Consider the following 24,293-nt stretch of genomic DNA (forward strand, 5'->3'; position numbering starts at 1 on the left):
GGACTGGTCAGCCATCGGAGTCGACCATGTCGCGGACCACCTGGGCGACGCGCTTGGGGTCGGTGCTGACCGCTGCGCGCGTGATCTCGAGCTTGTCGTCGAAGTTCATCGACGCCGCGGACATCGGCGTCGAGGGCGCGGCCACCTGCGCCGGCGCGGGGCCCGACAGGCTCACCGGCAGGTCGTCGTCGACGCTGCCGGCCGGCACCGCGGCGGCGGTCGCGGCCCTGCCCGCGAGCAGCTGGCGTGAAGCGGGGCGCAGCACGGTGAAGATCAGCAGCAGGACTGCGAGGCCGCCGAACACCAGGCGTCCGAGTTCGTATGCGCGCGGATGCTGCCAGATCGGCGGGCCGTCCTCGGGGGCGTCGAGCGCGCCGCGTGCGAACGGCGCGTTCACCACCGATACCACGTCGCCGCGTTCGGCATCGAAGCCGATCGCCTGTTGCACCAGGGTTTCGATGCGCGCGATCTCGGCGGCGCTCAGCGCCCGGCCCTCGGCCGGCCTGTTGGCGGCGCCCGCAGTCCCGGCGGGCGCCGTCGCCGGTGCCACGTTGTCGACCAGCACCGCGGCGGTGACCCGGCGGATGCGGCCCGGCGCCTGGCGGGTGTGGGTGAGCGTGCGGTCGATCTCGTAGTTGCGCACCGAGCTGCGGCTGCCGGGGCCGGCCGCGGCCTCGGCCGCTACGGGCGCGGCCAGGTCGGCCGCGTCGGGCGTGTTGCTGGCGGCTCCGGGCACGCCCTGGGCGACCGCATCGCCGCCGCCGCCGAGCGTACCGGATTCGGAAATCTGCTCGCTGCGGACCATCGCCGGCTGCGGGCCGTAGCGCTCGCTGGCCTCCTCGGTCTGGGCGAAGTCCATGTCCACGCTGACCTTTGCGCTGACCCGGCCGGGGCCGGTCATCGGTTCCAGCAACTCCTCGATGCGCTGCACGTAGACCGATTCCTGGCGGCGCTGCTGGTCGAACTGCTTGGCGCCGATCGCGTCGTCGCTCTGCGGATCGGCATTGGACAGCATGCGGCCGAACTGGTCGACCACGGTGACCCGTTCCGGCGGAAGCCCGGGGATGGACGACGCCACCAGGTGCACGATCGCGTTCACCTGCCCCTGCTCCAGCGTGCTGCCGCTGCGCAGTTGCAGCACCACCGACGCGCTCGCGGGCTCCTTCTGCCGGGTGAACGCGCTGGGCTTGGGCAGGGCGAGATGGACGCGCGCCTCGCGCACCGGGCGCAGGTTGGCGATGGTGCGGGCCAGCTCGATCTCCTGCGCGTGCTGGTAGCGCGCGTTCTCGATGAACTGGCTGGTCCCGAACCCCTGGTCGCCCTGGATCGATTCGAAGCCGGTGCCCTCGCCGGCCGGCAGCCCGGCCGCGGCCAGTGCCATCCGCGCCTCCCCGACCTGGTCGACGGGCACCGCGAGCGCGCCGGTGGCGGGGTCGAGCTTGAACGGGATCCGGGCGCCGCGCAGCAGTTCCGAGGCCTCGGCGGTGGACTTGGGGTCGAGGCCGGCCTGGACCGGAACGAAGTCCGGCTTCTGGCTCCAGAAGAACAGCCACAGGCCGAGCGCGATGGCGGCGGCGACCAGGACCAGCAGGCCGAGCTGGCGCACCGCCGGGATGTCCTGCAGGCGACCGAGGTCGCGCAGGTTGGCAGTGGCCTTGGGGAGTGCGATCACGGACATGGGAAGGTCGGGACTCGGGAATGGGGAATGGGGAATCGGGAATCGGGATTGGGAGATCAGGAGCGGAGATCAGGTGCGACCGGTCGGTAGATGGAGCTGGTAAGTCGCTTCTCCGGCTCCCCATTCCCCATTCCCCGCCTAGATCGGCATGTTCATCACGTCCTGGTAGGCCTGCACGAGCCGGTTGCGCACTTCGACCGTGGCCCGGAACGCGACCTGCGACTGCTGCATCGCCACCATCACCCGGGCGAGGTCGGCGCGCGGGTCGCCCAGTTCGAACGCGTGCTGCAGGGCGCCGGCGTTGGCCTGGGTGGCGCTGACCTTGTCGATGGTGTTGGACAGGGTCTGTGCGAACCCCGGTGCGGCGCCCGCCTTGCCGGCGCCGCCGACGTCGATCGCGTTCGAGGGCGCGACATCGGCGCGCGCCGCGCCCGTGCGCATCTCGTGCGCGCGGATCTGCGAAAGGATCGATGAGATGGCGTCGGTCATCGCGTGGGCTGCCGGTCGGTCTGGGTGGAATCAGGCAAGTCCCGTGCCACGCTGGCGTCAGAAACCCGCCGCCTGACGGCTGTCCTCGTGGCCGAAGGCGCCGGCGTGGTCGCGGTCGATGCCGTACTTGCGCAGCTTCTCGACCAGGGTCGTGCGGCGCAGGCCCAGCAGCGGCGCCGCGTGCGCGACCACGCCGCCGGATTGCTCCAGCGCGGCGCGCAGCAGCTCCAGTTCGATGCCGGCCATGTGACCGCGCAGGTCGATGCCCTGCGGCGGCAGGGTGGTGGTGGCCGACAGTTGCGCCGGGTCGGGCGCGAGCGCGGCGTGCACGGGCTCCACGACCACGGGCGCGGGCGCGCTCGCGGCCACCGGGTCGAAGACCTCGCCCGCGGCGGCGGCCGCGGCGCGGTAGCGCGCCGGCAGGTCGGCCGCGCGCACGGTGCCGCCCGGATGCAGCACCGCCAGGCGCTCGAGCAGGTTGCTCAGCTCGCGCACGTTGCCCGGCCAGGCGTAGTGGCGCAGGGCGTCGATGGCGTCGGAGGCCAGGGTCACCTGGCCGCGGCCGGACTCGGCCAGCTGGCGGGTGATGGCCGCGACCAGGTCGGGCAGGTCCTCGCCGCGCTCGCGCAGCGCCGGCATCTCGATCGGGAACACGTTGAGCCGGTAGAACAGGTCCTCGCGGAACTCGCCGCTGGCGATCCGGTCCTCGAGGTTGCGGTGGGTGGCGGCGATCACGCGCACGTCGCACTTGATGGTGGTGGTGCCGCCGACGCGTTCGAAGCAGCGCTCCTGCAGCACGCGCAGCAGTTTGACCTGCATCGGCAGGCTCATGTCGCCGATCTCGTCGAGCAGCAGGGTGCCGCCCTCGGCCATCTCGAAGCGGCCCTTGCGCTGGGTCAGCGCGCCGGTGAACGAGCCCTTCTCGTGGCCGAACAGCTCGCTCTCGAGCAGGTCGGGCGGGATCGCGCCGCAGTTGATCGCGACGAACGGCTTGTCGCGGCGCGCCGAGCGCGCGTGCAGGGCACGCGAGGCGACCTCCTTGCCGGTGCCGGATTCGCCCAGCACCAGCACCGTGGTGTCGTGCGGTGCGACCTGGTCGATCATGCGGTTGAGCTGGAGCACGCCGGCGCTGCGCCCGGTCGGGCCGAAGGTCGGCACCTCGCGGCGGGCATCGTCGTCCAGGCGCTTGAGGCTGGCGCGGCGCAGGGCCTCCTGCAGCTGGGTGCGGCGGATCGGGAACGCCAGCGGCCACACCGCTTGCGGATGCAGGTGCGCGCGCCATGCGGCGTCGGCGGCGTGGCCCGGCAGTTCCAGCACCGGCGGGTGCAGGGCCTGGGCGGCCAGCCACGCGGCGAACACTTGCCACGAGGTGCCGTCGCCGACGTCGCCGACCACGATCGCGACCCAGTCGCTGGCGCGCGCGCGCGACAGGTCGAGATCGGCGGCGTCGTCGACCAGGCGCGGGGTGAAGTCCATGAACTCGAGCAGGGTGGCCACGCGCTCGGCGCGGGCGCCGTCCCGGTCGAGGACGAGGATGCGGGACTCGCTCATGCCGAGGCCTCCGTGTCGTTGCCGGCGCCGTCCACGCCCGCGAGGGCCTCGAGCAGGGGCAGCACTTCGTGGATGTAGGCCAGCTTGCTGACGAAGGCATCGGCACCGGCGCGCAGCGCGTGCTCGCGGTGCTCGCCGTCGTCGAAATGGCTGGCGATGACGATGTAGGGCGGGTTGTCCTGGGCCTTGATCAGGCGTGTGGCCTGCAGCCCGCCCATCTCGGGCATGGCCAGGTCCATCAGCACCACGTCCGGGCGCAGCACTTCGCACTGGGCGATCGCCTCGACGCCATTGCTGGCGGTGCCGGCCACGGTCAGCCAAGGCAGCCGCCGCAGGTGGCGCATGGCTGCGGAGATGAAGCCGGCATGGTCGTCGACGAGCAGCACGGAAATCTGGCGCATCACACACACTCCTGCCGGGCCTGGCGCGGGGCCAGGCGCTGGCGCGCGCGGGCCGGGCCGATGGCCAGCTGGTCGCGGTACTTGGCCACGGTGCGGCGCGCGATGCGCACGCCCTGGCGGGCGAGCAGGCCGGCGATCACGTCGTCGGCCAGCGGCGCGGCGACGGGCTCGGCGTCGATCAGGCGCTTGACCATCGCCTTGACCGCGGTGCCGGCGATCCCGGCGCCTTCCAGCCGCACCGCGAACAGGCGCTTGAGCTCGAAGGTGCCGCGCGGGGTCTGGATGTACTTGCCGCTGACGATCCGCGACACGGTGGACTCGTGCACGCCGATGGTGTCGGCGACTTCGCGCAGGGTCAGCGGCAGGATCGCCTCCGGGCCCTGGTCGAGGAAGTCGCGCTGGCGCTCGACCAGCACCTGCGCGGTGCGCAGCAGGGTGTCGTTGCGCATGGCCACGCCGCGCACCAGCCAGCGCGCCTCGTCGAGCAGGCCGCGCAGCACGGCATGGTCGCTGCCGGCGAGCGCACGCTCGCAATGCGCGGCGATGCGCACCTGCGGCGCGCCGCGGCGGTTGAGGGCGACGCGCCAGGCGCCACCGCCCTGCCAGGCCACGACGTCGGGGACGATGTGGCCGAGGTCGGCCTCCACCGGCGCCTGCACCGGGTGCGGGCGCAGGCCCAGGATCATGGCCACCGCGGCGCGCACCGCGTCGGCATCGGTCCGGGTCGCGGCGGCGAGGGCGGCCTCGTCGTGCGCGGCGAGCAGGTCGAGATGGTCGCCCAGGATCCGCAGCGCCAGCGCGCGGGTCGCGTCTTCCGGCAGCGCACGCAGCTGCGCGCGCAGGCACTCGCCGGCGTCGGTGGCGGCCATGCCCGGCCAGTCGCCGTGCAGCAGGCGCAGGCGCAGGAGGCCGACGTCGTCGGCACGCGCCGGGAACGCGGCGCGCGCCTGGGCGAGCAACGCATCGAGCGGCTGCTCCAGATAGCCGCGGTCGTCGCAGTGGTCGAGCCACCAGGCCGCGACCTCGAGGTCGCGCGCGTCCCAGTGCAGGGACAGCAGGCGCAGCAGGCGCAGGCGCGGATCGCTGGACTCGCCGTCGGTGATGCGCAGCGTGGCGTCGTCGTCGCCGCCGATGCTGCCGCCGGACAGGAACGCCGGTTCCGGCAGTTCGTCCCAGGCGGCGACTTCGAGCGCGGCGGCCTCGGGCGTGTCTTCGGCCTCGGATTCCTCGGCGGCCTCGTCCTGCTCGAGCAGCGGGTTGCGCTCCAGCGCCTGGCGCAGCTCCTGTTCCAGCTGCGGAGCGGTCAGCTGCAGCAGCCGGATCGACTGCAGCAGCTGCGGCGTCAGGTTGACGCCCTGGACCATCCCGGTACGCATGTTGCCTTTCATCGCCGCGTCTCCCGTGCCGACCCCTGTCGACCATGGAGGCAAGCGTGAGGCTCGGGTGACGGATCTCGAATCGGGGCGGACCCGGGTCCGGATCAGGGCTTTCCCGCGCCCTTGTCGGGGCGGCCCCGACATCGCGTCGTGTTTCCGACGCGCTGAGGGAAGAAGGTGACGCGGCGCGACGCTTTGCGTCAGCCCGGCTCAGGGGCGGTCGTGCAGGCGCAGCGCCACCCGCAACAGTTCCCCGGCGTTGCGGCAGCCGAGCGCCTCCATGATCCGCGCGCGGTGGGTTTCGACGGTCTTGACGCTGATGCCCAGGTCGCCGGCGATCTGCTTGGTGGTGCGGCCGGCGCCCAGGGCCTGCAGGATCTCGCGCTGCCGGCGGGGCAGTGCGTCGGGGTTGCCTTCGCCGCGGGCGCCGTTGCGGTAGCCCTGCAATTGCGGTGCCGAGACCTGGGGGCTGAGGTAGGTGCGGCCGGCGGCGGCAGCGCGGATGGCGATCTCGAGTTCCGCCGGCGCGGCCTCCTTGACCACGAAGCCCATTGCCCCGCGCGCCAGCGCCTCGCGCACGTGCAGGGCGTCGTCGTGCATCGACATGATCACCACCGCCGAATCGGGCGCGGTGCGGCGCAACTCGGCGAGGGCGTCGAATCCGCTGCGCCCGGGCATCGACAGGTCGAGCAGGACGATGTGGGGCAGCGCCTCGCGGGTGCGCAGCACGGCCTCGTCGGCGCTGCTGGCCTCCGCCACCACCTCGATGTCCGCGAACGACTCCAGCAAGCGCCGCAGGCCGGCGCGCACCAGCGTGTGGTCATCGCAGATCAGTACTCGCAGCAACGCATCGCCCCCTCGGCCCGCTGCCGCCACGATAGCGGCGCCATCCCGGCGTGCGCGCGAGGTCGCCTGAAAATGTGACGGGCCGCTCAGATTTCCGGATGCGGACGGCGGCTCTCGGCGATCGCGCGTCGATGGATGCGGAACAGGTGGCGTTCGAGTGCCGCCTCCAGTGCGGCGGGCAGGGCATCGAAGCGCAGCCAGCTGCGGACGCCGCCGTCGGTCGCCTCGCGGGCGATCTCAGTGGCGGGCAGCAGCAGCGCCGACGGCAACCAGTCCGCCGGTCGGACCCGGAACAGGCCGTTGCTGCCGGCCGGCGGCGGGTCCGCCAGTACCAGGCAGGCGCCGCGGGCCGACCATTGCAGGGCGCGCACCGGGTCGTCGTCGTCGTGGCGGCACAGCCCGGCCACCAGGGCGGTCAGCAGGTCGAGCTTGGCCTCGATCCGGTGCAGGGCATGGTCGCCGGCGTCCGGTTCTTCGGGCCGCGGCCCGTCCTCGACCACCGCCAGCGTGCGCAGTAGCGCTTCGCCGCTGGCCGCCAGCACCGGATCGGCGCGCTGCGGCCGGGGCAGGAACGTTGCCGGGCGCAGCTCCTCGCAGGCGAGGGTGTCGCCGAACAGCAGTTCCGCGGCGGCGGCGGGCGTGGTCACGCCAGTGCCTGCCGCCAGGCGCGGGCGCCGCGCTGATCCTGGTGGAGCTTGTCCAGGCTGCGGCCGACCTCGTCGCGCGCAGCCCGGACCTCGTCGGCCAGCGCCTGCTGCGCGGCCAGCAGCGCGCGCCACGGCGCCTGCGGCTGGGTACTGAAATCGACCCCGGCCACGGCCGCGACCACGGCCCGGTCGTGCGCCTGCAGCAGCGCGTTCGCGCGGTCCCAGGCGTCGGCGGCGATCGCCGCGCGGACCTCGTCCACGGGCAGGACCGGGATCACGGTCCCACCGCCGGCGCGATCGCCAGCCATGCCGATTCGATGTCGCCGAGCAGGGCGTCGACCTCATGCAGGGGCGTCGCATCGTTCTCGGCGTTGGCCGCGAGCAGGCGCCTTTGCGCGTAGTCGTACAGCGCCTGCAGTCCGTCGGCGATCTCGCCGCCGGCCTCCAGGTTGAGCGCGCCGTTGAGCCCGCCGATGATGGCGCTGGCGTCGCTGATCGCCTGCGACTTGCGCGGCAGGTCGCCGCGTTGCAGGCAGGCCGCGGCCAGCCGCGCGCGTTCGCGCGCGCCGGCGAGCATCAGCGCGATCAGCCGGTGGGGACTGGCTTCCAGCGCCGCGCTGGACACGCCGGTCTGCCGGTACTGGTTGGCGAGGATGCGGGCGTTCATGTCAGTCCGTGGATTTGCCGATGGCGAGCTGCTGGGTCAGGAAGTTGCTGCTGCTCTGGAGCGAACTGAGCAGCACGTCGAGCGCGGTGAACTGGGTGCGGTAGCGCGATTCGGCCTGGCTCATGCGGAAGTCGAGCGCGCTGCGTTGGCTGGCGAGCGCCTTGCTGCGAGCGGCCAGGCTCTGGCTGCGGCCCTGCAGCAGGCCCTCGGGATCGACCAGCCGGTCGACGACGGCATCGACCTTGCCGACCAGGCCGTCGCCGCCCGCGAACACGCGCGCGGCCGCCGCGGGATTGGCGGCGAGCCCGGCGTCGAACGCCGCCTCGTCCAGCTTGAGCGTGCCGTCCTTGTTGATGGTGATGCCGAGCGCCTTCAGGTCGGTGACGTTGTCGCCGAGGATGTCGCGCAGTTCGCGGGTGGCATTGCGCACCATCGCGTCGCCGTTGAGCGCCGCCGCGACCTTGGTGGCGGGGTTGTAGGCGGTGGTCTGGGTGATGGCGCCCAGCGCCGCGTTGTAGGCGCCGACGAAACTCTTGACCGCGGTGCGCTGGAGGCTGGCATCGTTCTCGATGCGCAGGTCGCGCACGACGCCCGGCTCGGCCTTGGTCAGGGTCAGGCTGACGCCGTGGATGAGGTCGGCCATGGTATTGGCCGAACTGGTGCGCTCGATGCCGTCGACCTTCACCCGGGCGTCGGCGGCCGGCAGCAGTTGCGTCAGGCCCGACGGGCCGTCGGGATCGTAGGCGAGCGCCGACAGGCCGCCGTCGCCGCCGCTGGCGGTGACCGTCAGTGCGCCGGCGGTCCCGGAATCGACCGCGTTGAGGACCAGGTGCGGGCCGTCGTCGCCGGTGACGATCGTGGCGGAGACGGTCTTGCCGCCGGCGCTGGCGTTGATCGCATCGCGGATGTCGGCGAGCGTGTTGGCGGGCGCGTCGATATCGATCGTGAGCGTGGTGTCGCCGGCACGGATGGTGAGCGTGCCGGTGCCGATCGCGGCGTCGGCCGCAAACGCGCCGGAGGTGAGCTTCTGCGCGCTCGCCAGCGCCAGCACTTCGATCTGGTAGCGGCCGGCGGCGGCCCCCGTGCCGGCGGTGGCGGAGAAGTTGGCTTCGGGCGGCAGGATCGCCTTGCGCGCCTGCAGGTTGGTGGGCGCGGTCAGTGCGTTGACGGCGGTGCCGAGCGCGGAGAATGCGCCGCGCAGCTGGCCGATGGCCGAGACCTGGGCGTTGACCTGGCGTTCGCTGCGGGCGATGCGCGCATCGGGCTGGGCGCGGTCGGCCGCGACCAGCTGCGCGACCATGGTCGGCACATCGAGCTTGCCGGCGGTGCCGATGGTGGTGCTCATCGTGGCGCCTGCCGGCGGATGTGGGCCGGGACGACGGCATGGGCCGGGCGTTCAGGGCGCTGGCGATGCATGGCGTGCTCCTCGGCGGGACGGATGCGGGGTGGTGCGGTGGGACGGGAATTCCCGCAGGCGCTGCGCAAGCCGCGGATGGCGGCAAGGGTCGCGGCTTGCGCAGCGCCTGCGGGACAACGTGGAGCGTGAAGCGGATGCGGCCGCCGGATGCGAAGCGTCGGGGACGCGGGTCCGCGCCGGCCAGGTCGTGCAAAAAATGCACGGGACGCGGCCGCAGCCGCGCCCCGTGCGAACCATCAGCGGAGCAGGCTGAGCACGCCCTGCGACGACTGGTTGGCCTGGGCCAGCATCGCGGTGCCGGCCTGCTGCAGGATCTGGTTGCGCGAGAGCTGCGCGGATTCCTTGGCGAAGTCGGCGTCCTGGATCCGGCTGCGTGCAGCCGACAGGTTCTCCGAGGTGGTCGACAGGTTGGCGACGACCGAGGTGAAGCGGTTCTGCACCGCACCCATGTCGGCGCGCGCGGAGTTGATGGCGGTCAGTGCGCCGTCCATCGCCAGCATCGCAGCGTCGGCGCCGTTGGCCGTGGAGATGTCCAGGGTGGCGAAGCCGGTCTGGGCCGTGCCGGCGACGACCGTCGCGGTGCCGTCCGTCGAGCCCGCGGTCACGCCGCTGACGTTGGTCAGGTTGGCCAGGGTCAGGGTCTCGTCGGTCGAGGTGATCGCACCCGTCGCGTCCATCGTCACGTTGGCCAGCGCGGTATTGGCGGGCAGAGCCTTGGCGGCATCGAACGCGGCGACGAGGGCGGCGGTCGCCGCTGCCGCATCGGCGGCGCCGTCGGCGGTGGTGATCGTCACGCCGTTGATGTCGAGCGACACGCCGGTCGCGAAGGCCGTGGCGGTCGCCGCTGCCGTCGTCTGCGTGTAGGTGGTGGTGCTCGCCGAGGTCCAGCTGCCGAGGGCGCTGGAACGCGCGTCGACGATGTTGGCGATGTCGATCGTCTCGCCCTGGTTGGCGCCGACCTGGAAGCTCTGGTTCTGGAACGAACCGTCGAGCAGCTTGACGTCGTTGAAGTTGGTGGTGCTGGCGACGCGGTCGATTTCCGCCTTCAGCTGCTGGGCTTCGGCGTTCAGCGCGGCGCGGTCGGACGGGGAGTTGGTGGCGTTGCGCGACTGCACGGCCAGCTCGCGGATGCGCTGCAGGTTGTTGCCGATCTCGGCCATCGCGCCTTCGGCGGTCTGCGACAGCGAGATGCCGTCGTTGGCGTTGCGGGCGGCCTGGTCCATGCCGCGGATCTGGGTGGTGAAGCGCTGCGAGATGGCGAGGCCGGCGGCGTCGTCCTTCGCGCTGTTGATGCGCATGCCGGACGACAGGCGCTGCAGGCTGGTGGCGAGGTCGGCGCCGGACGCGGTCAGGTTGCGCTGCGCATTGAGCGACATCACGTTGGTGTTGATGACAGACGACATTTGAACATCTCCTGGAAGGTTGGGTCCGGCGGCGACGAGAAGGCTGGGCCGGTGTTCGCAGGGTGCTGACCGGGATTGGTCCTCGCCGCTGCTGTGATGGGTAACGGCGCCGGCGTGTCAAGCTTTAGGGCCGGCGCGACCCAAAGGGAGAACTGCTACAAGCGGTCGAACAACGACAGCGTCTGCACGCGCAGCATCGTCTTCTGCGCCGCTTCCAGCGCGGTGAGCTGCAGCGAGAGGCGACTGGCGGCCTCGGCGAAATCGACGTCGCGCAGTTCCGACAACGACTGGGTGAGAGTGAGGTCGCCCGCACTGCGCGCGTCCTCCGCGGTCTCCAGCGCCGCCAGGCGCGAACCGGTGCCCGACCGCAGCGCCAGCATGTGGTTCTGCGCAGAGGCCAGGTCGCCGAGCGCGGCACCGACGAGGTTGTCGCGCCGCGCGAACTCCGCGGCGGTCGCCGCAGGCGCTTCCAGCGCGTCGACCAGTCCCTGCAGGGTGGCGAAGATATCGCGCGTGGGCGCGGGTTCCACCGTGAACGTGTCGCCCGTCGCGGGCGCCCCGGTCAGGGTGAGCTGCATGCCGGCGGCGTTGATGGTGGCGCCATCGGCGTAGGCGCCGGTGGCCAGCTCCGTGCCCGACGGATCGAGCACGCGCCAGGTGTCCGCGCTGGTGAACTCCACCCGCAGCGGTTGCCCGCCCCAGGCCGCGTGGTCGGCGACCGCGCTCGATTGCAGTACGCCGCTGCCGGTGTTGGCGGTCGCGGCGCTGCCGCGGACGATGCCGTCGCCGGTGCGCACGCGCAGGAACACGTCGCTGCCGGCGTCGCCATCGGCGACCCACTGGTCCGGCGCGACTTCGACCACGTTGCGGCCGTCGTCGCCGGCGTAGGCCACGGTGCCGGCGTTGTCGGCGAACGGGATGATCCCGTCGCGCGAGCCGGCGAACAGGCGGCGGCCGTTGCCGTCGTCGCGGTTGGCGATCGCCAGCAGTTCGCTGCGTACCGCGCGCAGTTCCGCGGCGACCGAGGCCCGGTCCTGCGCCGACATCGCGCCGCTGTTGGCCTGGATCGCGAGTTCGCGGGCGCGGTTGAGCTGGTTGCCGACATCTGCCAGCGCCGATTCCTGCGAACGCAGGCGGTGCTGGACAAGATTGGCGTTGCGGTCCTGCTGGCCGAGCGAGGCCAGGGCATGGTCGAGCTGCTGGGCGCGGGCCATCGCGGCGGGATCGTCGGCGGCGCGCTGCAGCTTCGTGTTGCTGACTAGTTCCTGCTGGGTGCGCGCCACGCGTTGCTGCTGCTGCAGCATGCCCTGGAGGCCCTGCGCGTACAGGCCGGCGGTGGAGATGCGGAGTGCGCTCATGATGGCGGATCCTCAGCGACGCACGGCCGCGAGCAGGGTCTGGAACATGGAGTCGGCGGTGCTGATGACCTGCGCCGCGGCCTGGTAGGCCTGCTGGAAGCGCATCAGGTCGGCGGCTTCCTCGTCGAGGTTCACACCGCTGACCGATTCGCGTTCGGCGGTGACCTGGGCGTGGATCGCGCTCTGCGCCTCCAGCCCGAGGCTGGCGTGGCGCGCATCGGTGCCGACGCGGGCGGTGAGCTGCGAGAGCCCGGCGGTCAGCGACCGGCTGCCGCCGTCGAGGATCCCGCGCTGGTCGAGCGCACCCAGCACCAGCGCGTTACCGTTGTCGGTCGAGCGTGGCGGCGTGCGCGCCAGGGTGAAGGCGTCCCCGGCGGCCGGTGCGCCTTCCAGCGACAGCGACCAGCCGCCACCGGGCGCGGAAATCGCGCTGCCGGGGGTGAACGGATACGGCCCGATGCCGTCGATCGTGTACTGGTTGGCGTCGATGAACTCGATCGTGGCGCCGGCGAAACCGGCGAACGCCGCGGCATCGGTGACCCGCGCCGAAGCCGCGCGCGCATTGCCCAGGTTGCCGGTATCGGCGGCCGCCTGCAGCGGCGAGGCCGCGGCGACCTGGGCCGGATCGGTGAGGGCGACGCGCAGGCTCGCCGCGGCGTCGGCCACCGGGCGCAGGGCGAAGCGGTCGCCCGCCGCCGGCGTGCCGGAAATCTCGAACGACACGCCGGCGACCCGGAACGGATCGGCCGCGGTGCCGCTGCCGGACAGCGCCACCGCCTCGCCGGTATCGGCGCGGGTGGCCGACCAGGCGCCGTCGTAGCGCAGCACCAGGTCCTGGCCCTTGAGCGCCGACGCGTCGTCGATGCGCGCGGCCACGCTGGCGCTGCCGGTGTTGCCGGTATGCGCGTCCACGCGCGGCGGCGACAGCGAGAAGAAGTCGGCGCCCGGCGCGCCGGTGTAGTCCACGCCGGCGCGCTGCGCGGCATTGAACGAGGTGGCGAACACGGTGGCCAGCCGGCCGAGTTCGGCGCGCGCCGGATCCAGCACCCGGTCGCGGAATTCGAGTATGCCGCCGAGTTCGCCGGACACGCTCGACGAAGGCAGGCGCACCTTGCCGCTGGGGCCGTCGAGCGCGATCTGCTGGCGATCGGGCCGCAGCGGGTCGGCCACGGTCGTGAGCTGCATCGCCTGCGCGCCGAGCACCAGCGGCTGGCCGCCGGCGGTGAACACGTTGAGCGTGCCATCGGTCTGGGCGATCGCTTCCGCGCCGACCAGGCCCGCGAGCCGCTCCACGCGCAGCGCACGTGCATCGAGCAGGTCGGGCGAGACGTTGCGGCCGCCGTCCAGGATCGCGCGGTTGAGTCCGGCGATCTCGCTGGCGAGCTGGTTGGCATCGGAGATCGTGCCCTGCAGCCGTTGCCCCGATTCCTGCTCGAGGGCCGAGAGCTGGCCGTCGAGCGAACGCCAGCGGCCGGCCAGCTGTTCGCCGGCCGCGAGCAGCTGGCTGCGCGCCACGCTGGAACCGGGCTCGGCGGCCACCGCGTCGGCGGCGGTGAAGAAGGCCGACCATTGCGACGACAGGCCGGTCGCCGGGCCGGAGACCAGCGCGTCGACGCGCGCGGACAACGAGGACAGCTGCCCCAGCCGGCCGAGCTCGCCGCTGCTGTCGACCTGGCGCGCGAACACCAGGCCGTCCGCGAGCCGCTGCAGGCTGGTCACGTCGACGCCCTGGCCGATCCAGCTGCTGCCCTCGGGATGGCCGGCGCGCGCGGACAGTTCGACCCGCTGGCGGCTGTAGCCGGGGGTCGAGGCATTGGCGACGTTGTGGCTGACGGTGCCCAGCGCGCGCTGGAACGCGAGCAGCGCGGAGGTGCCGGAGCTGAGCATCCCGGTCATGGCTTATCCCCTGGTGCCCACGGCCGCGGCCGTAGCGACGGTGGCGGTGGCTTCGGACCGGCCCCGGGCCGGCACGGTGGCGCCCGCGCTCGCGTACTGCACGGTCGCGGGATCGCGCGTCGGCATCGCGGCCAGGACGCGGTTCAAGGTGGCGCCGGTGGCGATCGCGGTGATCTTGGCCGCGTACGACGGATCGGTGGCGTAGCCGGCCTTCTGCAGCGCGCTGGCGAAGCGGTGCACGTCGCTGCCGGTGCCGCGCGCGGCGGCGTAGCGGTCGCGGCCGATCAGCCGGGTGTAGTCGGCGAAGCTCTCGGCGACCGAGCCGTAGGCGCGGAACTCGGCGCTTTCGTCCACGCGCTTGCCGCCGACGAATTCGTGGGTGCGTGCGCTCATCCGGTCGCCCTTCCAGCCGCCGGTCGCCTTGATCCCGAACAGGTTCAGCGACGAGCTGCCCTCGCGGCCGGCGAAGCGGCGGCCCCAGCCGGTTTCGAGCGCCGCCTGCGCCACCAGGGCCTTGGCCGGCACGCCGAGTTCGGCGGCGGCCTTCTGCGCCTGCGGCCAGATTGACTGCACGAAGGCCTCGGGCGAACTGGCGTCGAGCGGCGCATCGGCCACCGCGGCCGCGGAAGACAGGTCGAACCCGGGGTCGGACGGCGCCGGGCGTGGCGGTGCGTACGCCTGCACGTCCAGGCCCGGCATCGAGACGCCGCTGCGCGTCGGCGCCAGCGGCAGCATGCCGGACGTGCCGGTGGGCGACAACGGCAGCATCCCGGGCGGCTGGCCATGCGTCCGCAGTGGCGTCGCGGCCGGCGCGGGAAGCGAGGCGTCCGCGCCGCCGGCGCTGCGCTCGAGCTGGCGCATGATCATCGGCGCCAGGCCCAGGCCGCGGCCCTTGGACAGTTCGCGCGCCAGTTGCTGGTCGTACATGTCGCGGTAGCGGGTATCCCCGCCCAGGCCGCCGTCGGGCGAGGCGCTGCGCATGGTCTTGATCAGCATCTGCGCGAACTGCGTTTCCAGCTCGCGCGCGGCCTTCTCGATGCCCGCGCGCGGCGTGGCCTGCGAGGGCGAGAGTTCGATCGCGGTGGCGGCGGGCAGGCGCACTAGAAGGCCGGGAATGGGGAATGGGGAATCGGGAATCGGAGCAGCGGCCGCCCGGAGGCTTCCGGGGTCCGGCTCAAGGCGGTCGAGATGGCGGCGGACCAGTGCATGTGGGCACGGATGCAAGCGCCGTGCCCCGGCCGCGCGTCGGGAACGCGAACGGGAATCGGCGCCTTGCCGATTCCCGATTCCCGATTCCCGATTCCCGGCTTCATATGACTTCCAGCTCGGCGCGCAGCGCGCCGGCGCGCTTGAGCGCCTCGAGGATCGCGACGATGTCGCCCGGCGCCGCGCCGACGGCGTTGACCGCGCGCACGATCGCCTGCAGCGAGGATCCGCCTTCGAACAGGAACATGCGGCCGCCATCCTGGCTGACCTCGAGCGTGGACTGCGGCGCGACCACGGTGCCGCCGCGACCGAAGGCGCCCGGCTGGCTCACCTGGACGCTCTCGGTCACCGAGACCGTCAGCGAGCCGTGCGACACCGCCGCCGGCATCACCGTGACCTCGCCGCCCATCACCACGGTGCCGGTGCGGGCGTTGACGATCACCTTGGCCGCGGCGGCGCCGGGACTGATGTCCAGCGATTCCAGGCGCGAGAGGAAGGCGATGCGGTCGCCCGCCGGCGGCGTGACCTCGATGGTGACGCCGTCGAGCGCGCGCGCGCGGCCCGGGCCGAAGGCGCCGTCGATGGCCGAGACGATGCGCGCGGCGGTGGTGAAGTCGGAATCGTGCAGGTTCAGCGTGACCACGCCGGTCGGCGCGGCGCCGGCCACCGCGCGTTCGACGATGGCGCCATTGGGGATGCTGCCGCCGTTGGGCGCGTTGGTGGAGATGCGCGAGCCGTCGCGCCCCGAGGCGCCGAAGCCGCTGACCACCAGGGTGCCCTGGGCGATCGCGTAGACCTGTCCGTCGGCGCCCTTGAGCGGCGCCATCAGCAGGCTGCCGCCGCGCAGCGAACCGGCGTTGCCGATCGAGGACACGGTGATGTCGATGGTCTGCCCGGGCTTGGCGAACGGCGGCAGTTCGGCCTGGATCGCGACCGCAGCCACGTTCTTGAGCTGCGGGTTCACGCCCGGCGGCAGGGTGACGCCGAGCTGGTCGAGCATGGTCTTCAGGCTCTGCACGGTGAACGGCGTCTGGCTGGTACGGTCGCCGCTGCCGTCCAGGCCCACCACCAGGCCGTAGCCGACCAGCGGGTTGCCGCGCACGCCGGCCACCTGGGCCAGGTCCTTGATCCGCTCCGCCTGCACCGGCATCGCGAACGCCAGCAACGCAACCGCCGCGACCGTAGCCCGGATAAGGCCGCAGGCCGCATCCGGGGCCTTCACCCACCGACGCGGCGCAGCGCCCGCACCCGCCTGCCCGAACCACCCTGTCATCGAATCCAACCGGAACATGGCACGGCCCTCAGTACGGGAATGCAGCGGAATTGAAGAACCGGCCGAGCCAGCCCATCGCGTTCGAACGCGCCAGGGTGCCGCGGCCGCCATAGAGGATTTGGGCCTCGCCCACCCGGTCGGAGGTCACGCGGTTGTCCGGGCCGATATCGGCCACCCGCACCAGCCCTTGAATCTGCACCAGTTCGTCGCCCTGGTTCAGGCGCATGTGCTTCTCGCCGGCCACGCGCAGGTTGCCGTTGCCGAGGTCCTCGACGACGCTCACGGTGATGTTGCCGGCGAGCTGGTTGCTCTGGGCGCTGTCGCCGGCGCCGGCGAAGTCGCGCGAGCCCTCGATCCCGGTCTGCAGCAGCGGCCGGCCGTTGTAGGTGATGTCCTGGCCGAAGAGGGTGGGTGCGGCGATGTCCACGCCGCTGTCCTTGGTCACCGAGGTGCGGGCATTGGTCTTGGCGCGGGTGTTCTCGACCAGCACGATGGTCAGCAGGTCGCCGACGCCGCGCGCCTTGCTGTCCTGGAACAGGCGCAGTCCGCGGTTGCCGGAGCCGGCCGCCGCCGTCGCATAGATCGAGCCGCCACCGTCGCCGGCGACCGCGGCCACCGGCATCGCGGCATAACCCGGGGCCGGGGCCGCCACGGCATAGCCGCGGGCCGGGCCGGGCGAGGAGGCGAACGGCCGCGCGTCGCCCAGGGTGGCGGCGCAACCGGAGAGGGCGAGCACGAGGCCGCCGGCAAGGAGCGCTTTCATCGGCGTGCTCACAGTTTGTTGTTGAGGTAGGCGAGCATCGAATCGATGGTCGAGATCGCCTTGGCGTTGGTTTCGTAGGCGCGCTGGGTCTCGATCATCGACACCAGCTCCTGCACCACGTTGACGTTCGAGCCTTCGAGCGAACCCTGCACCAGCAGGCCCATGCCGTTCTCGCCGGGCGCGCCGCTCTGCGCGGGGCCGCTGGCGCCGGTCTCGATGTAGAGGTTCTCGCCCTTGGCCTTGAGGCCGGCGGGATTGACGAAGTCGGCGACGGTCAGCGCGCCGACCTGCACCGATTCGGCCTGGCCGGCGAGCTGTACGCTGACCGTGCCGTCGGCGCCGATGGTCACCGCCTGCGCGCCCTCGGGCAGCTGCAGGCCGGGCTGGATCGGGAAGCCGGAATTGTTCACCAGCTCGCCTTGGGCGTTGATCTGGAAGCTGCCGTCGCGGGTGTAGGCGGTGCTGCCGTCGGGCAGCAGCACCTCGAAGAAGCCGCGACCGTTGATCGCCACGTCCAGTGCGCCGCCGGTCTGGCCCAGGCTGCCCTGGGCGAACTCCTTCGAGGTCGCGGCCACGCGCACGCCGGTGCCGACCGACAGGCCGGTGGGCAGGGTGGTCTGTTCCGAGGTGGCGCCGCCGGGCTGGCGGGTGGTCTGGTACAGCAGGTCCTCGAAGCTGGCGCGGTCGCGCTTGAAGCCGGTGGTATTGGTGTTGGCGAGGTTGTTGGAGATGACCGCCATGCGCGTCTGCTGCGCGTCGAGGCCGGTCTTGGCGATCCATAGAGCCTGGGTCATGGCGGTTTTCCGTCGTGGTCGGTGGTTGCGCTCAGCGCGAGGACAACAGGCTGTTGGCCGAGCGGGCGGTCTCGTCACCGCTGTGCAAGACCCGTACCTGCATCTCGAACTGGCGCGCCAGCTCGATCATCGAGACCAGCATCCCGGCGGCGTCGACGTTGCTGCCCTCGCGCACGCCGGCGGTGAGCACGGTGCCGACGGCGGGTGGTGGCGGCTCGGCGCCGGGGGCCGGCCGCATCAGGCCGTCGTCGCCGCGGACCAGGTCGCGCGTCGCGGCCGCGACCACCTGCAGGCGGCCGGCCTCGGCCATGGTCGCCATCGGCTGGCCCTGCGGCACCACCGACACGGTGCCGTCGCCGCCGATCTCGATCGCATCGGAGGGCGGCAGCGCCAGCGGCGCGCCGCCGGCGTCGAGCACCTGCAGCCCGCTGGCGGTCGTCAGCAGGCCGTTCTGGTTGAGCCTGAGGTCGCCGGCGCGGGTATAGGCGACGCCGCCGTTGCGGTCCTGCACCGCCAGCCAGTGACCGGACTGGAGCGCGACGTCGAGCGGATTGCCGGTGGTCGTGAGCGCGCCGGCGGCGTCGCTGACGCCGAGCGTGCGCTGCACCGTGGCTACCCGCGAGGCGAGGCCGGGGCCCTCGACCGGCGAGGCGACGGTGCCGCTCAGCGTGGCCTGGAAGCCGGTGGTGTCGACGTTGGCGAGGTTGTGCGCGACCGCGGCCTGGCCGCGCAGGGTGGCGCTGGCGCCGGTCATCGCGATGTAGAGGGACTTGTCCATGAGGGCCGTGATTGGTGGTGATTGGTGATTCGTGATTGGGTGGATCCGGTCGCGTTGGTGCGCTTGTCCGAATCACCAATCCCCAATCACGAATCACACCGCGTCAGCGGATGTTGATGACGGTCTGCGTCAGCTGGTCCTGGGCCTGGATCATCTGGGCGTTGGCCTGGAAGTTGCGCTGGGCGGTGATCATGTTCACCAGCTGCTCGGTCAGGTTGACGTTCGAGGCCTCCAGCGCGCCGCCCTGGATCTGGCCGAAGGAGGCGGTGCCGGCCGCGCCGCGCAGCGCCTGGCCGGAGCCGAAGGTCTCGGTCCAGGCGTTGTCGCCGATCGGCTGCAGGTCCTGCGGATTGGCGAAATTGGTCAGCGCCACCTGGCCCAGCGGCGTGGACACGCCGTTGCTGTAGCGCGCGCTGACCACGCCGCCGTCCGAGATCTCGATGCTGCTCAGGCGGCCGGTGGCATGGCCGTCCTGCACCAGGGCCGACACGCCGAAGCGGTCGCCGTACTGGGTGGAGCCGTCGAACGCCAGGGTGATGTCCATCGGCGCGGCGCCGCCGGGCGGGGTGAACGCCGGCAGCGGGATCTCGCCGTTGGCGGGGACGACCAGTGCGCCGGTCTCCGAGTATTGCAGGGTCTGCGGTCCGCCCACGGTGACGCCGTCGATCTGGGTGTGCACCTGCCACTCGTTGGGATTGGCGGTGCGCACGAAGTACATCGACTGCGAATGCGCCGCGCCCAGCGAGTCGTACACCCGCACCGAGGTGGTGTGGTTGTAGGTCTCCGGATCGTTGGCGTCGAACGGCGTCGCCGCCGGCGCGGTCGCATTGCCGGGCAGGTTGAGGCCGACGTCGATCCCGCCGGTGGCGCGTGGCGGGGCGTCGCCCATGGCAAGGCGCAGGTCGGACATGCGGCCGGTGTCGAAGCCTTGGCCGCTGGCGTTGGGCAGGAACACCTGCAGCCGCTGGCCCGTCGGGTTGACCACGTAGCCCTCGCGGTCGGCGCCGAAATTGCCGGCGCGCGAGTACGAGAGCCCGGCGCCGCCGGACAGGGTGAAGAAGCCTTCGCCGGTCAGCGCCATGTCCAGCGACTTGCCGGTGTAGTCGACGTTGCCCTGGCCGAACTGCTGCGCGACGCGCTGCAACCGGGTGCCGGCGCCGATGGCGTTGTTCGACAGGCCGTAGCCGGAGACCGCGAACACGTCGCCGAACTCGCCGCGCGACTGCTTGAAGCCGGTGCTGTTGGCGTTGGCGATGTTGTTGGAGGTGATGTTGAGGTCGGCCGAGGCCGCGTTCATGCCGCTCAGCGAGATGAGGAAACTCATGGTGTGCTCCTGGGAAAGTCCGGCGCGCGCGCGGACGGGCGGGCCGGCGGTCAGCCGATGCGATGGATCGCGGAGAGCGGCACGCCGCCCAGGCCCGCGAGGTTGAGGGACAGTCCGGTGGGTTCGATCGAGACGCTGTCCACGCGCGCGCTGGCGCGCACGGCGAGCAGGTCGGCGTCGATGGCCGACGGATCGCTGCCGCCGGTGACGGCGCGGAAGCTGTAGGTGCCGGCCGCGATCGCGTTGCCGGCCTCGTCGCGCCCGTCCCATTCGAAGGGCGTGGCGCCGGCGGACGTGGCCTCCACGGTCATGCGGCGCACGCGGTTGCCGTTGGCGTCGACCACGTCCAGGGTCACCGGCCCGGCCGAGCGCGCAGAGATCTCGCCGCGCAGCCCGGCGCCGGCGGCCAGGTCGACCGACTGGATGCCCACCAGCGCCTCGCGGCCCACCAGCGCGGCCGCGCGCAGGGTCTGGTCCGATTCCATCACGCTGGCCATCGCCGCCATCGCGCCCTGCATCCCCTCGATGCCCTGCACGGTGGAAAACTGCGCCAGCTGGCCGAGGAACTGGTTGTTGTCGAGCGGCTTGAGCGGGTCCTGGTTCTTGAGCTGCTCGGTCATCAGGTGCAGGAAATCGGCCTGGCCCAGCGCCGTGCTGCGCGGCGCCTGCTGCTGGCCGAGGCCGAGCGAGGCGTAGTCGGTGCCGTTGGCGATCGTGGTCATCGTGGATCCTCGGGGCGGGCGCGCACTCAGCGGCCCATGTTCAGGGTGGCCATGGCGAGTTCCTTGGCGCTGTTGAAGACCTCGACGTTGGCCTGGTAGCTGCGCGAGGCGGAAATGAGATCCACCATCTGCGCCACCGGGTCGATGTCGGGCGCGTACACGTAGCCCTCGGCGTCGGCCAGCGGATGGCCGGGTTCGTAGCGCTTGAGCGGCGCCGCGGTGCTGTCCTGCACGGTATCGACGCGCACGCCGGCCAGGGCCGGGTTGCCGTCGATCGGGGTGGCCGAGAACACCGGCTGCTTGGCGCGGAACACCTCGTCCGGGTTGCCGCTGACCGAATTGGCGTTGGCCAGGTTCGAGGCGATCGTGCTCAGGCGCACCGACTGCGCGTTCATCGCCGAGCCGGCGACGTCGAAGATCGGGAGGTTTCTCATGGGCGGGCTCCGTTCACGGCGCTCACTGGCCGGTGATCGCGGTCAGCATCGAACGCACCTTGGACTCGACGAACGACATCGAGGCCCGGTATTCGAGCGTGGCCTGGGCGTAGACCGCGTTCTCGCGGTCGCCGTCGACGGTGTTGCCGTCCAGGCTGGGCTGGGTGGAGATGCGGGCGTAGCGCGCCGCTTCGGCGGCGGTGGCGATGGCGTCGCCGCCCGCGGCGGTGGCGGGGTGCAGCGCGGACGCCAGCGCACTGTTGAAGTCGAGATCCTGGGCCTTGTAGCCCGGGGTGTCGGCGTTGGCGATGTTGGCGCTGAGCAATTGCAGGCGCTGCTCGCGCAGGGCGAGCGCGGTGCCGTGGATGCCTAGGAAATCGGACATGGAGCCCTCCGGGGGCGGATACGCCCTGGAAGGCAGGCAAGCGGCGTGCCAGCCGCGCCGCGGCGCCGGTCCCGCCGCCTAGCGCAGGGCGTTGACGCGCGCGGTCACGCGCTGCGCCAGCTCGCTTTCGGAGTACTTGGGCACGAAATCGTCGGCGCCCACGCGCTCGACCATGGCCTGGTTGAACACCCCCGACAGCGAGGTGTGCAGCAGCACGAACATCCCGCGCAGCGCCGGGTCGCGACGGATTTCCGTCGTCAGGGTGTAACCGTCCATCGCCGGCATCTCGATGTCGGAGATCACCAGTGCGTAGCGCTCGCCCGGCGGTTCGCCGTTGCGGGCCAACGCCTGCAGGTGGTCCAGGGCCTGGCGGCCGTCGGACAGCAGCACCGCCTCCAGCCCGAGCTGTTCGAGCACGGAGCGGATCTGGTTGCGGGCCACGCGCGAGTCGTCGACCACCAGCACCTCGCGCGGGCCGCCGGTCACCGGCAGCGGGCCGAGCGTGCCCAGGTCGCTGCCGCGCGGGGCCGATTCGGCCAGCACGCTTTCGACGTCGATCAGCTGGATCAGCTCGCCCTGGTGGCGGGCGACGCCGGTGAGGTAGTTGCAGTCGCCGCCCAGCTCGGGCGGCGGCTGGATGTGCTCGACCGCGATGTTGACGATGCGGTCCACCCCGGCCACCAGGAAGCCCTGCACCGAGCGGTTGAACTCGGTGACCACCAGGTAGTGCGGCTCGCCGGCGCCTTCGTCGTCGTGCCCGATCGCGCGCGCGAGGTCGAGCACCGGCACGCTGCGCCCGCGTACGTCGGCGGCGCCGGCGAAGGCCCGCGGCAGCTGCGGCAGGGTGAACAGCGGCGGCCGCTGCAGCACTTCCTTGACCTTGAATACGTTGACGCCAAAAAGCTGACGGCTGCCCAGCCGGAACAGCAGCAGCGCCAGCCGGTTGTGGCCGGCCAGTCGGGTGCGCTGGTCGATGCGGTCAAGCAGGTCCTGGCTCATGGAACAGGGTGTCGGCCGCGGCGGGCGGATCTTGAGGGCGTGCGGGCTTGTTGATTCCGGCCCCCCTGCCTTCTTCGGGGAAGCGTCCCGGGTCTCCGGATGGACGCCACGCCCCGGCGGCCGGGTGCCGCTTTTCCCTCGGTCAGGGCATCGTGCCCTGACTCGGGCGCGCGCCATCCATGGCGCGCCTGCCGCGGCACCCGACCACCGGGGCGCGGCTTGTCGGCCGTCACTGTCATGGCTCCGGTCAGCAGGGGCCTTGCGCTATGAGGAGCCGGACGTGCCTCGCCAAACTTGGGCTCCTGCCAGCGCCGGTGGACCAGTGGCAGGTGCTCCATTCGCAGCGCATTGGGGGACGGAGTGATGACGGATCAGCGGACCGAAGCTTGGAATTCGTCCGCATCACTGGGCGCAGCCTTGGTCAGCGAGGAATCGATGGCCGTGTCCGGGGGCGACCGCTAACCGCTCCCCTCCCGGTCGAGACTCCCGCGCGTCCTCGCATGTCTTGGTTGCGCGCCGTTCCGTCGTTGGACGAAGGCGGGGATCCCGCAGTCGCCAGGCCGCGGTACCGCGCAGGGAGGTGGTGCAAGCGGCACAGGGAGGTGCCGCGGCCGCGAGTGCGGACATGGACGTCTGCCCGAGCGGTGCGCCACCTCCCTGTGCGGTGCCGCGGCCCCGTCCGAAGCCGCAGCCGTCACCGCAGCGCCATTCACGGCGATCACGCCGTTCGCGGCGGCATGGTACTTGCAGCCTCTCCGGCGAAAGCCGATCCGCAGGAGTGACCATGCCCGCCGCCGATTCCCATTCGTCGCGTCAAGCCAGGCGCGCTGTCGCCTGGATCGCGATGGTGCTGCTGCTGGCGCTGGCCGGAGCGCTGAATCCGGCCTGGGGGCAGGAGATGCAGCCGCTGGATTCGATTTCCGAAGCGGCGATCGGCGCGCTCGGGGCCGGCGATGCGCAATCCGCCGAGGCGGTGCTGGCGCATTCGTTGCGGCTCAGGCGCTGCCAGCAGCCGCTGCAGGCCGTGGCCACGGGACCCACCACCGCCCAGGTTCGCTGCGACGACCAGCCCGGCTGGCGCCTGTACGTGCCGGTGCGCGTCCGCCGCGAGGCCGAAGTCGTGGTGCTGCGGTCCCCGGCCGCCGCCGGCGTGCCGATCACGGCCGAACAACTGGTCGTGCAGCGGCGCGACATCGGCGCCGAGGGCGGGGCCACGTTCGTCGACCCGGCGACCCTCGTCGGCCGCGTGCCCAGCCGGGCCATGGGCCCCGGCGTGGTCCCGACCGAGGACGACCTGTCGCTGGGCACCCCGCTGCGTCGTGGCGACCCGGTGATGCTGGTGTCGCGCACCGGCGGGGTCGAGGTACGGATGCCCGGGCGCGCGCTGGGACCGGCGCAGGCCGGGGGCCGGATCGGGGTGGAGAACGTGTCCTCGCGCCGGGTCCTGCGCGGGCGGCTGGTCGCCGAGGGCGTGGTCGAGCTGCTGCCGTGACCCTCGAAAAGCCAATGTGCGACCGGGTTCAAGTTCCTCCGGGGGGTGCCGTTACAGTGCTCGAACAGGCATCCCCAGGAGCACGCCATGACCCAGAAGATCGACGGCACCGGGCCGGTCGCGCGACCCCCCGAGGCGGCCAGCCGGCCGCTTCCCGCGGCGCGCGCAGGCGCCGAACGCAGCGCCCCCGTGGCCGCCGCCGAGAGCATCCGCCTCACCGGCGAGGCCGAAGGACTGCAGGCGCTGGAGCGCGAGCTCGGCACCGGCCCCGCCGGGATCGACCTTGCGCGCGTCAATGCGCTGCGGGCGGCGCTCGCCGACGGCAGCTACCAGATCGACGCGCAGGCGGTGGCGACCCGCATGCTGGATCTCGAGCGCCAGCTCGGGGGCTAGC

Annotated in this window: 25 protein-coding genes; 2 read left to right on the forward strand and 23 right to left on the reverse strand. The window is 72.3% G+C overall.

Features of this window, described 5'->3' with window-relative positions:
• Positions 1-7 precede the first annotated feature (7 nt).
• From fliF to JMO03_RS11995, 23 genes are all read right to left on the reverse strand, one after another.
• The gene (fliF, locus tag JMO03_RS11890; protein WP_202843576.1) at positions 8-1,678 is read right to left on the reverse strand and encodes a flagellar basal-body MS-ring/collar protein FliF; all 1,671 of its coding nucleotides are present in this window, start codon (positions 1,676-1,678) and stop codon (positions 8-10) included.
• 138 nt (positions 1,679-1,816) lie between these two features.
• Positions 1,817-2,167, reverse strand: a complete 351-nt coding sequence (gene fliE, locus JMO03_RS11895; protein WP_202843578.1) for a flagellar hook-basal body complex protein FliE — start codon at positions 2,165-2,167, stop codon at positions 1,817-1,819.
• Positions 2,168-2,224: 57 nt separating this feature from the next.
• Complete coding sequence (locus JMO03_RS11900) at positions 2,225-3,718, reverse strand: sigma-54 dependent transcriptional regulator (protein WP_202843580.1); 1,494 nt, start codon at positions 3,716-3,718, stop codon at positions 2,225-2,227.
• A complete protein-coding gene (locus JMO03_RS11905; protein ID WP_202843582.1) occupies positions 3,715-4,119 on the reverse strand; it encodes a response regulator in 405 nt (134 codons plus the stop codon). Before JMO03_RS11905 ends, JMO03_RS11900 begins: the two co-directional genes overlap by 4 nt.
• Positions 4,119-5,507, reverse strand: coding sequence for an RNA polymerase factor sigma-54 (gene rpoN, locus JMO03_RS11910; protein ID WP_202843584.1), 1,389 nt, complete (start codon positions 5,505-5,507; stop codon positions 4,119-4,121). Before rpoN ends, JMO03_RS11905 begins: the two co-directional genes overlap by 1 nt.
• A gap of 198 nt (positions 5,508-5,705) precedes the next feature.
• On the reverse strand, positions 5,706-6,338 hold the full coding sequence (locus tag JMO03_RS11915; protein WP_202843869.1) for a response regulator transcription factor: 633 nt from the start codon (positions 6,336-6,338) through the stop codon (positions 5,706-5,708).
• Positions 6,339-6,427: 89 nt separating this feature from the next.
• A complete protein-coding gene (locus JMO03_RS21160; protein ID WP_337926411.1) occupies positions 6,428-6,988 on the reverse strand; it encodes a PilZ domain-containing protein in 561 nt (186 codons plus the stop codon).
• Positions 6,985-7,296, reverse strand: a complete 312-nt coding sequence (locus tag JMO03_RS21165) for a hypothetical protein (RefSeq protein WP_238346124.1) — start codon at positions 7,294-7,296, stop codon at positions 6,985-6,987. Before JMO03_RS21165 ends, JMO03_RS21160 begins: the two co-directional genes overlap by 4 nt.
• The gene (gene fliS / locus JMO03_RS11925; RefSeq protein ID WP_202843588.1) at positions 7,263-7,655 is read right to left on the reverse strand and encodes a flagellar export chaperone FliS; all 393 of its coding nucleotides are present in this window, start codon (positions 7,653-7,655) and stop codon (positions 7,263-7,265) included. The genes JMO03_RS21165 and fliS overlap by 34 nt, the downstream gene beginning before the upstream one ends.
• Before the next feature lies 1 nt (position 7,656).
• The gene (gene fliD, locus JMO03_RS11930) at positions 7,657-9,000 is read right to left on the reverse strand and encodes a flagellar filament capping protein FliD (RefSeq protein ID WP_202843590.1); all 1,344 of its coding nucleotides are present in this window, start codon (positions 8,998-9,000) and stop codon (positions 7,657-7,659) included.
• Positions 9,001-9,308: 308 nt separating this feature from the next.
• The gene (locus JMO03_RS11935; protein ID WP_202843592.1) at positions 9,309-10,475 is read right to left on the reverse strand and encodes a flagellin; all 1,167 of its coding nucleotides are present in this window, start codon (positions 10,473-10,475) and stop codon (positions 9,309-9,311) included.
• A 155-nt stretch (positions 10,476-10,630) separates the two neighbouring features.
• The gene (gene flgL / locus JMO03_RS11940) at positions 10,631-11,833 is read right to left on the reverse strand and encodes a flagellar hook-associated protein FlgL (RefSeq protein ID WP_202843594.1); all 1,203 of its coding nucleotides are present in this window, start codon (positions 11,831-11,833) and stop codon (positions 10,631-10,633) included.
• 12 nt (positions 11,834-11,845) lie between these two features.
• Positions 11,846-13,729, reverse strand: coding sequence for a flagellar hook-associated protein FlgK (gene flgK / locus JMO03_RS11945; RefSeq protein WP_238346125.1), 1,884 nt, complete (start codon positions 13,727-13,729; stop codon positions 11,846-11,848).
• A 3-nt stretch (positions 13,730-13,732) separates the two neighbouring features.
• Positions 13,733-14,830 carry a flagellar assembly peptidoglycan hydrolase FlgJ gene (gene flgJ, locus JMO03_RS11950; RefSeq protein ID WP_337926412.1) on the reverse strand — a complete coding sequence of 366 codons (1,098 nt, stop codon included), beginning with the start codon at positions 14,828-14,830 and terminating at the stop codon, positions 13,733-13,735.
• 208 nt (positions 14,831-15,038) lie between these two features.
• The gene (locus JMO03_RS11955) at positions 15,039-16,085 is read right to left on the reverse strand and encodes a flagellar basal body P-ring protein FlgI (RefSeq protein ID WP_238346142.1); all 1,047 of its coding nucleotides are present in this window, start codon (positions 16,083-16,085) and stop codon (positions 15,039-15,041) included.
• A gap of 151 nt (positions 16,086-16,236) precedes the next feature.
• Positions 16,237-16,971 carry a flagellar basal body L-ring protein FlgH gene (locus JMO03_RS11960; protein WP_202843600.1) on the reverse strand — a complete coding sequence of 245 codons (735 nt, stop codon included), beginning with the start codon at positions 16,969-16,971 and terminating at the stop codon, positions 16,237-16,239.
• A gap of 8 nt (positions 16,972-16,979) precedes the next feature.
• The gene (flgG, locus tag JMO03_RS11965; RefSeq protein WP_202843601.1) at positions 16,980-17,765 is read right to left on the reverse strand and encodes a flagellar basal-body rod protein FlgG; all 786 of its coding nucleotides are present in this window, start codon (positions 17,763-17,765) and stop codon (positions 16,980-16,982) included.
• A 31-nt stretch (positions 17,766-17,796) separates the two neighbouring features.
• A complete protein-coding gene (locus JMO03_RS11970; RefSeq protein WP_202843603.1) occupies positions 17,797-18,543 on the reverse strand; it encodes a flagellar basal body rod protein FlgF in 747 nt (248 codons plus the stop codon).
• 103 nt (positions 18,544-18,646) lie between these two features.
• Complete coding sequence (flgE, locus tag JMO03_RS11975) at positions 18,647-19,867, reverse strand: flagellar hook protein FlgE (RefSeq protein WP_202843606.1); 1,221 nt, start codon at positions 19,865-19,867, stop codon at positions 18,647-18,649.
• A 50-nt stretch (positions 19,868-19,917) separates the two neighbouring features.
• Positions 19,918-20,589: a flagellar hook assembly protein FlgD gene (locus JMO03_RS11980; RefSeq protein ID WP_202843608.1), complete on the reverse strand. Its 672-nt coding sequence runs from the start codon at positions 20,587-20,589 to the stop codon at positions 19,918-19,920.
• Between the two features lie 26 nt (positions 20,590-20,615).
• A complete protein-coding gene (flgC, locus tag JMO03_RS11985) occupies positions 20,616-21,023 on the reverse strand; it encodes a flagellar basal body rod protein FlgC (RefSeq protein WP_202843610.1) in 408 nt (135 codons plus the stop codon).
• A 22-nt stretch (positions 21,024-21,045) separates the two neighbouring features.
• The gene (gene flgB, locus JMO03_RS11990; RefSeq protein WP_202843612.1) at positions 21,046-21,408 is read right to left on the reverse strand and encodes a flagellar basal body rod protein FlgB; all 363 of its coding nucleotides are present in this window, start codon (positions 21,406-21,408) and stop codon (positions 21,046-21,048) included.
• 78 nt (positions 21,409-21,486) lie between these two features.
• Complete coding sequence (locus JMO03_RS11995; RefSeq protein WP_202843614.1) at positions 21,487-22,407, reverse strand: chemotaxis protein; 921 nt, start codon at positions 22,405-22,407, stop codon at positions 21,487-21,489.
• 784 nt (positions 22,408-23,191) lie between these two features.
• Between JMO03_RS11995 and flgA the strand changes: the two genes are divergently transcribed.
• Entirely contained in the window at positions 23,192-23,899 is a 708-nt protein-coding gene (gene flgA, locus JMO03_RS12000; protein ID WP_238346126.1) for a flagellar basal body P-ring formation chaperone FlgA, read from the forward strand.
• Positions 23,900-23,986: 87 nt separating this feature from the next.
• The gene (gene flgM / locus JMO03_RS12005) at positions 23,987-24,292 is read left to right on the forward strand and encodes a flagellar biosynthesis anti-sigma factor FlgM (protein WP_202843615.1); all 306 of its coding nucleotides are present in this window, start codon (positions 23,987-23,989) and stop codon (positions 24,290-24,292) included.
• The last annotated feature ends 1 nt before the right edge of the window (position 24,293 follow it).

It is taken from the genome of Luteimonas saliphila (assembly GCF_016774335.1).
Lineage (GTDB): Bacteria > Pseudomonadota > Gammaproteobacteria > Xanthomonadales > Xanthomonadaceae > Luteimonas > Luteimonas saliphila.

Bases quoted from the DNA above. Each gene is read 5' to 3' on its own strand.
- rpoN (WP_202843584.1), bottom strand. From the start codon at position 5,507: ATGAAAGGCAACATGCGTACCGGGATGGTCCAGGGCGTCAACCTGACG.
- JMO03_RS11905 (WP_202843582.1), bottom strand. From the start codon at position 4,119: ATGCGCCAGATTTCCGTGCTGCTCGTCGACGACCATGCCGGCTTCATC.
- fliF (WP_202843576.1), bottom strand. From the start codon at position 1,678: ATGTCCGTGATCGCACTCCCCAAGGCCACTGCCAACCTGCGCGACCTC.
- fliD (WP_202843590.1), bottom strand. From the start codon at position 9,000: ATGAGCACCACCATCGGCACCGCCGGCAAGCTCGATGTGCCGACCATG.
- JMO03_RS21165 (WP_238346124.1), bottom strand. From the start codon at position 7,296: ATGGCTGGCGATCGCGCCGGCGGTGGGACCGTGATCCCGGTCCTGCCC.
- flgM (WP_202843615.1), top strand. From the start codon at position 23,987: ATGACCCAGAAGATCGACGGCACCGGGCCGGTCGCGCGACCCCCCGAG.
- JMO03_RS11935 (WP_202843592.1), bottom strand. From the start codon at position 10,475: ATGTCGTCTGTCATCAACACCAACGTGATGTCGCTCAATGCGCAGCGC.
- flgK (WP_238346125.1), bottom strand. From the start codon at position 13,729: ATGACCGGGATGCTCAGCTCCGGCACCTCCGCGCTGCTCGCGTTCCAG.
- flgC (WP_202843610.1), bottom strand. From the start codon at position 21,023: ATGAGAAACCTCCCGATCTTCGACGTCGCCGGCTCGGCGATGAACGCG.
- flgB (WP_202843612.1), bottom strand. From the start codon at position 21,408: ATGTCCGATTTCCTAGGCATCCACGGCACCGCGCTCGCCCTGCGCGAG.
- JMO03_RS11995 (WP_202843614.1), bottom strand. From the start codon at position 22,407: ATGAGCCAGGACCTGCTTGACCGCATCGACCAGCGCACCCGACTGGCC.
- fliS (WP_202843588.1), bottom strand. From the start codon at position 7,655: ATGAACGCCCGCATCCTCGCCAACCAGTACCGGCAGACCGGCGTGTCC.
- flgG (WP_202843601.1), bottom strand. From the start codon at position 17,765: ATGACCCAGGCTCTATGGATCGCCAAGACCGGCCTCGACGCGCAGCAG.
- JMO03_RS11955 (WP_238346142.1), bottom strand. From the start codon at position 16,085: ATGCCGGTGCAGGCGGAGCGGATCAAGGACCTGGCCCAGGTGGCCGGC.
- fliE (WP_202843578.1), bottom strand. From the start codon at position 2,167: ATGACCGACGCCATCTCATCGATCCTTTCGCAGATCCGCGCGCACGAG.
- JMO03_RS11970 (WP_202843603.1), bottom strand. From the start codon at position 18,543: ATGGACAAGTCCCTCTACATCGCGATGACCGGCGCCAGCGCCACCCTG.
- JMO03_RS11980 (WP_202843608.1), bottom strand. From the start codon at position 20,589: ATGACCACGATCGCCAACGGCACCGACTACGCCTCGCTCGGCCTCGGC.
- flgA (WP_238346126.1), top strand. From the start codon at position 23,192: ATGCCCGCCGCCGATTCCCATTCGTCGCGTCAAGCCAGGCGCGCTGTC.
- JMO03_RS11960 (WP_202843600.1), bottom strand. From the start codon at position 16,971: ATGAAAGCGCTCCTTGCCGGCGGCCTCGTGCTCGCCCTCTCCGGTTGC.
- flgL (WP_202843594.1), bottom strand. From the start codon at position 11,833: ATGAGCGCACTCCGCATCTCCACCGCCGGCCTGTACGCGCAGGGCCTC.
- flgE (WP_202843606.1), bottom strand. From the start codon at position 19,867: ATGAGTTTCCTCATCTCGCTGAGCGGCATGAACGCGGCCTCGGCCGAC.
- JMO03_RS11900 (WP_202843580.1), bottom strand. From the start codon at position 3,718: ATGAGCGAGTCCCGCATCCTCGTCCTCGACCGGGACGGCGCCCGCGCC.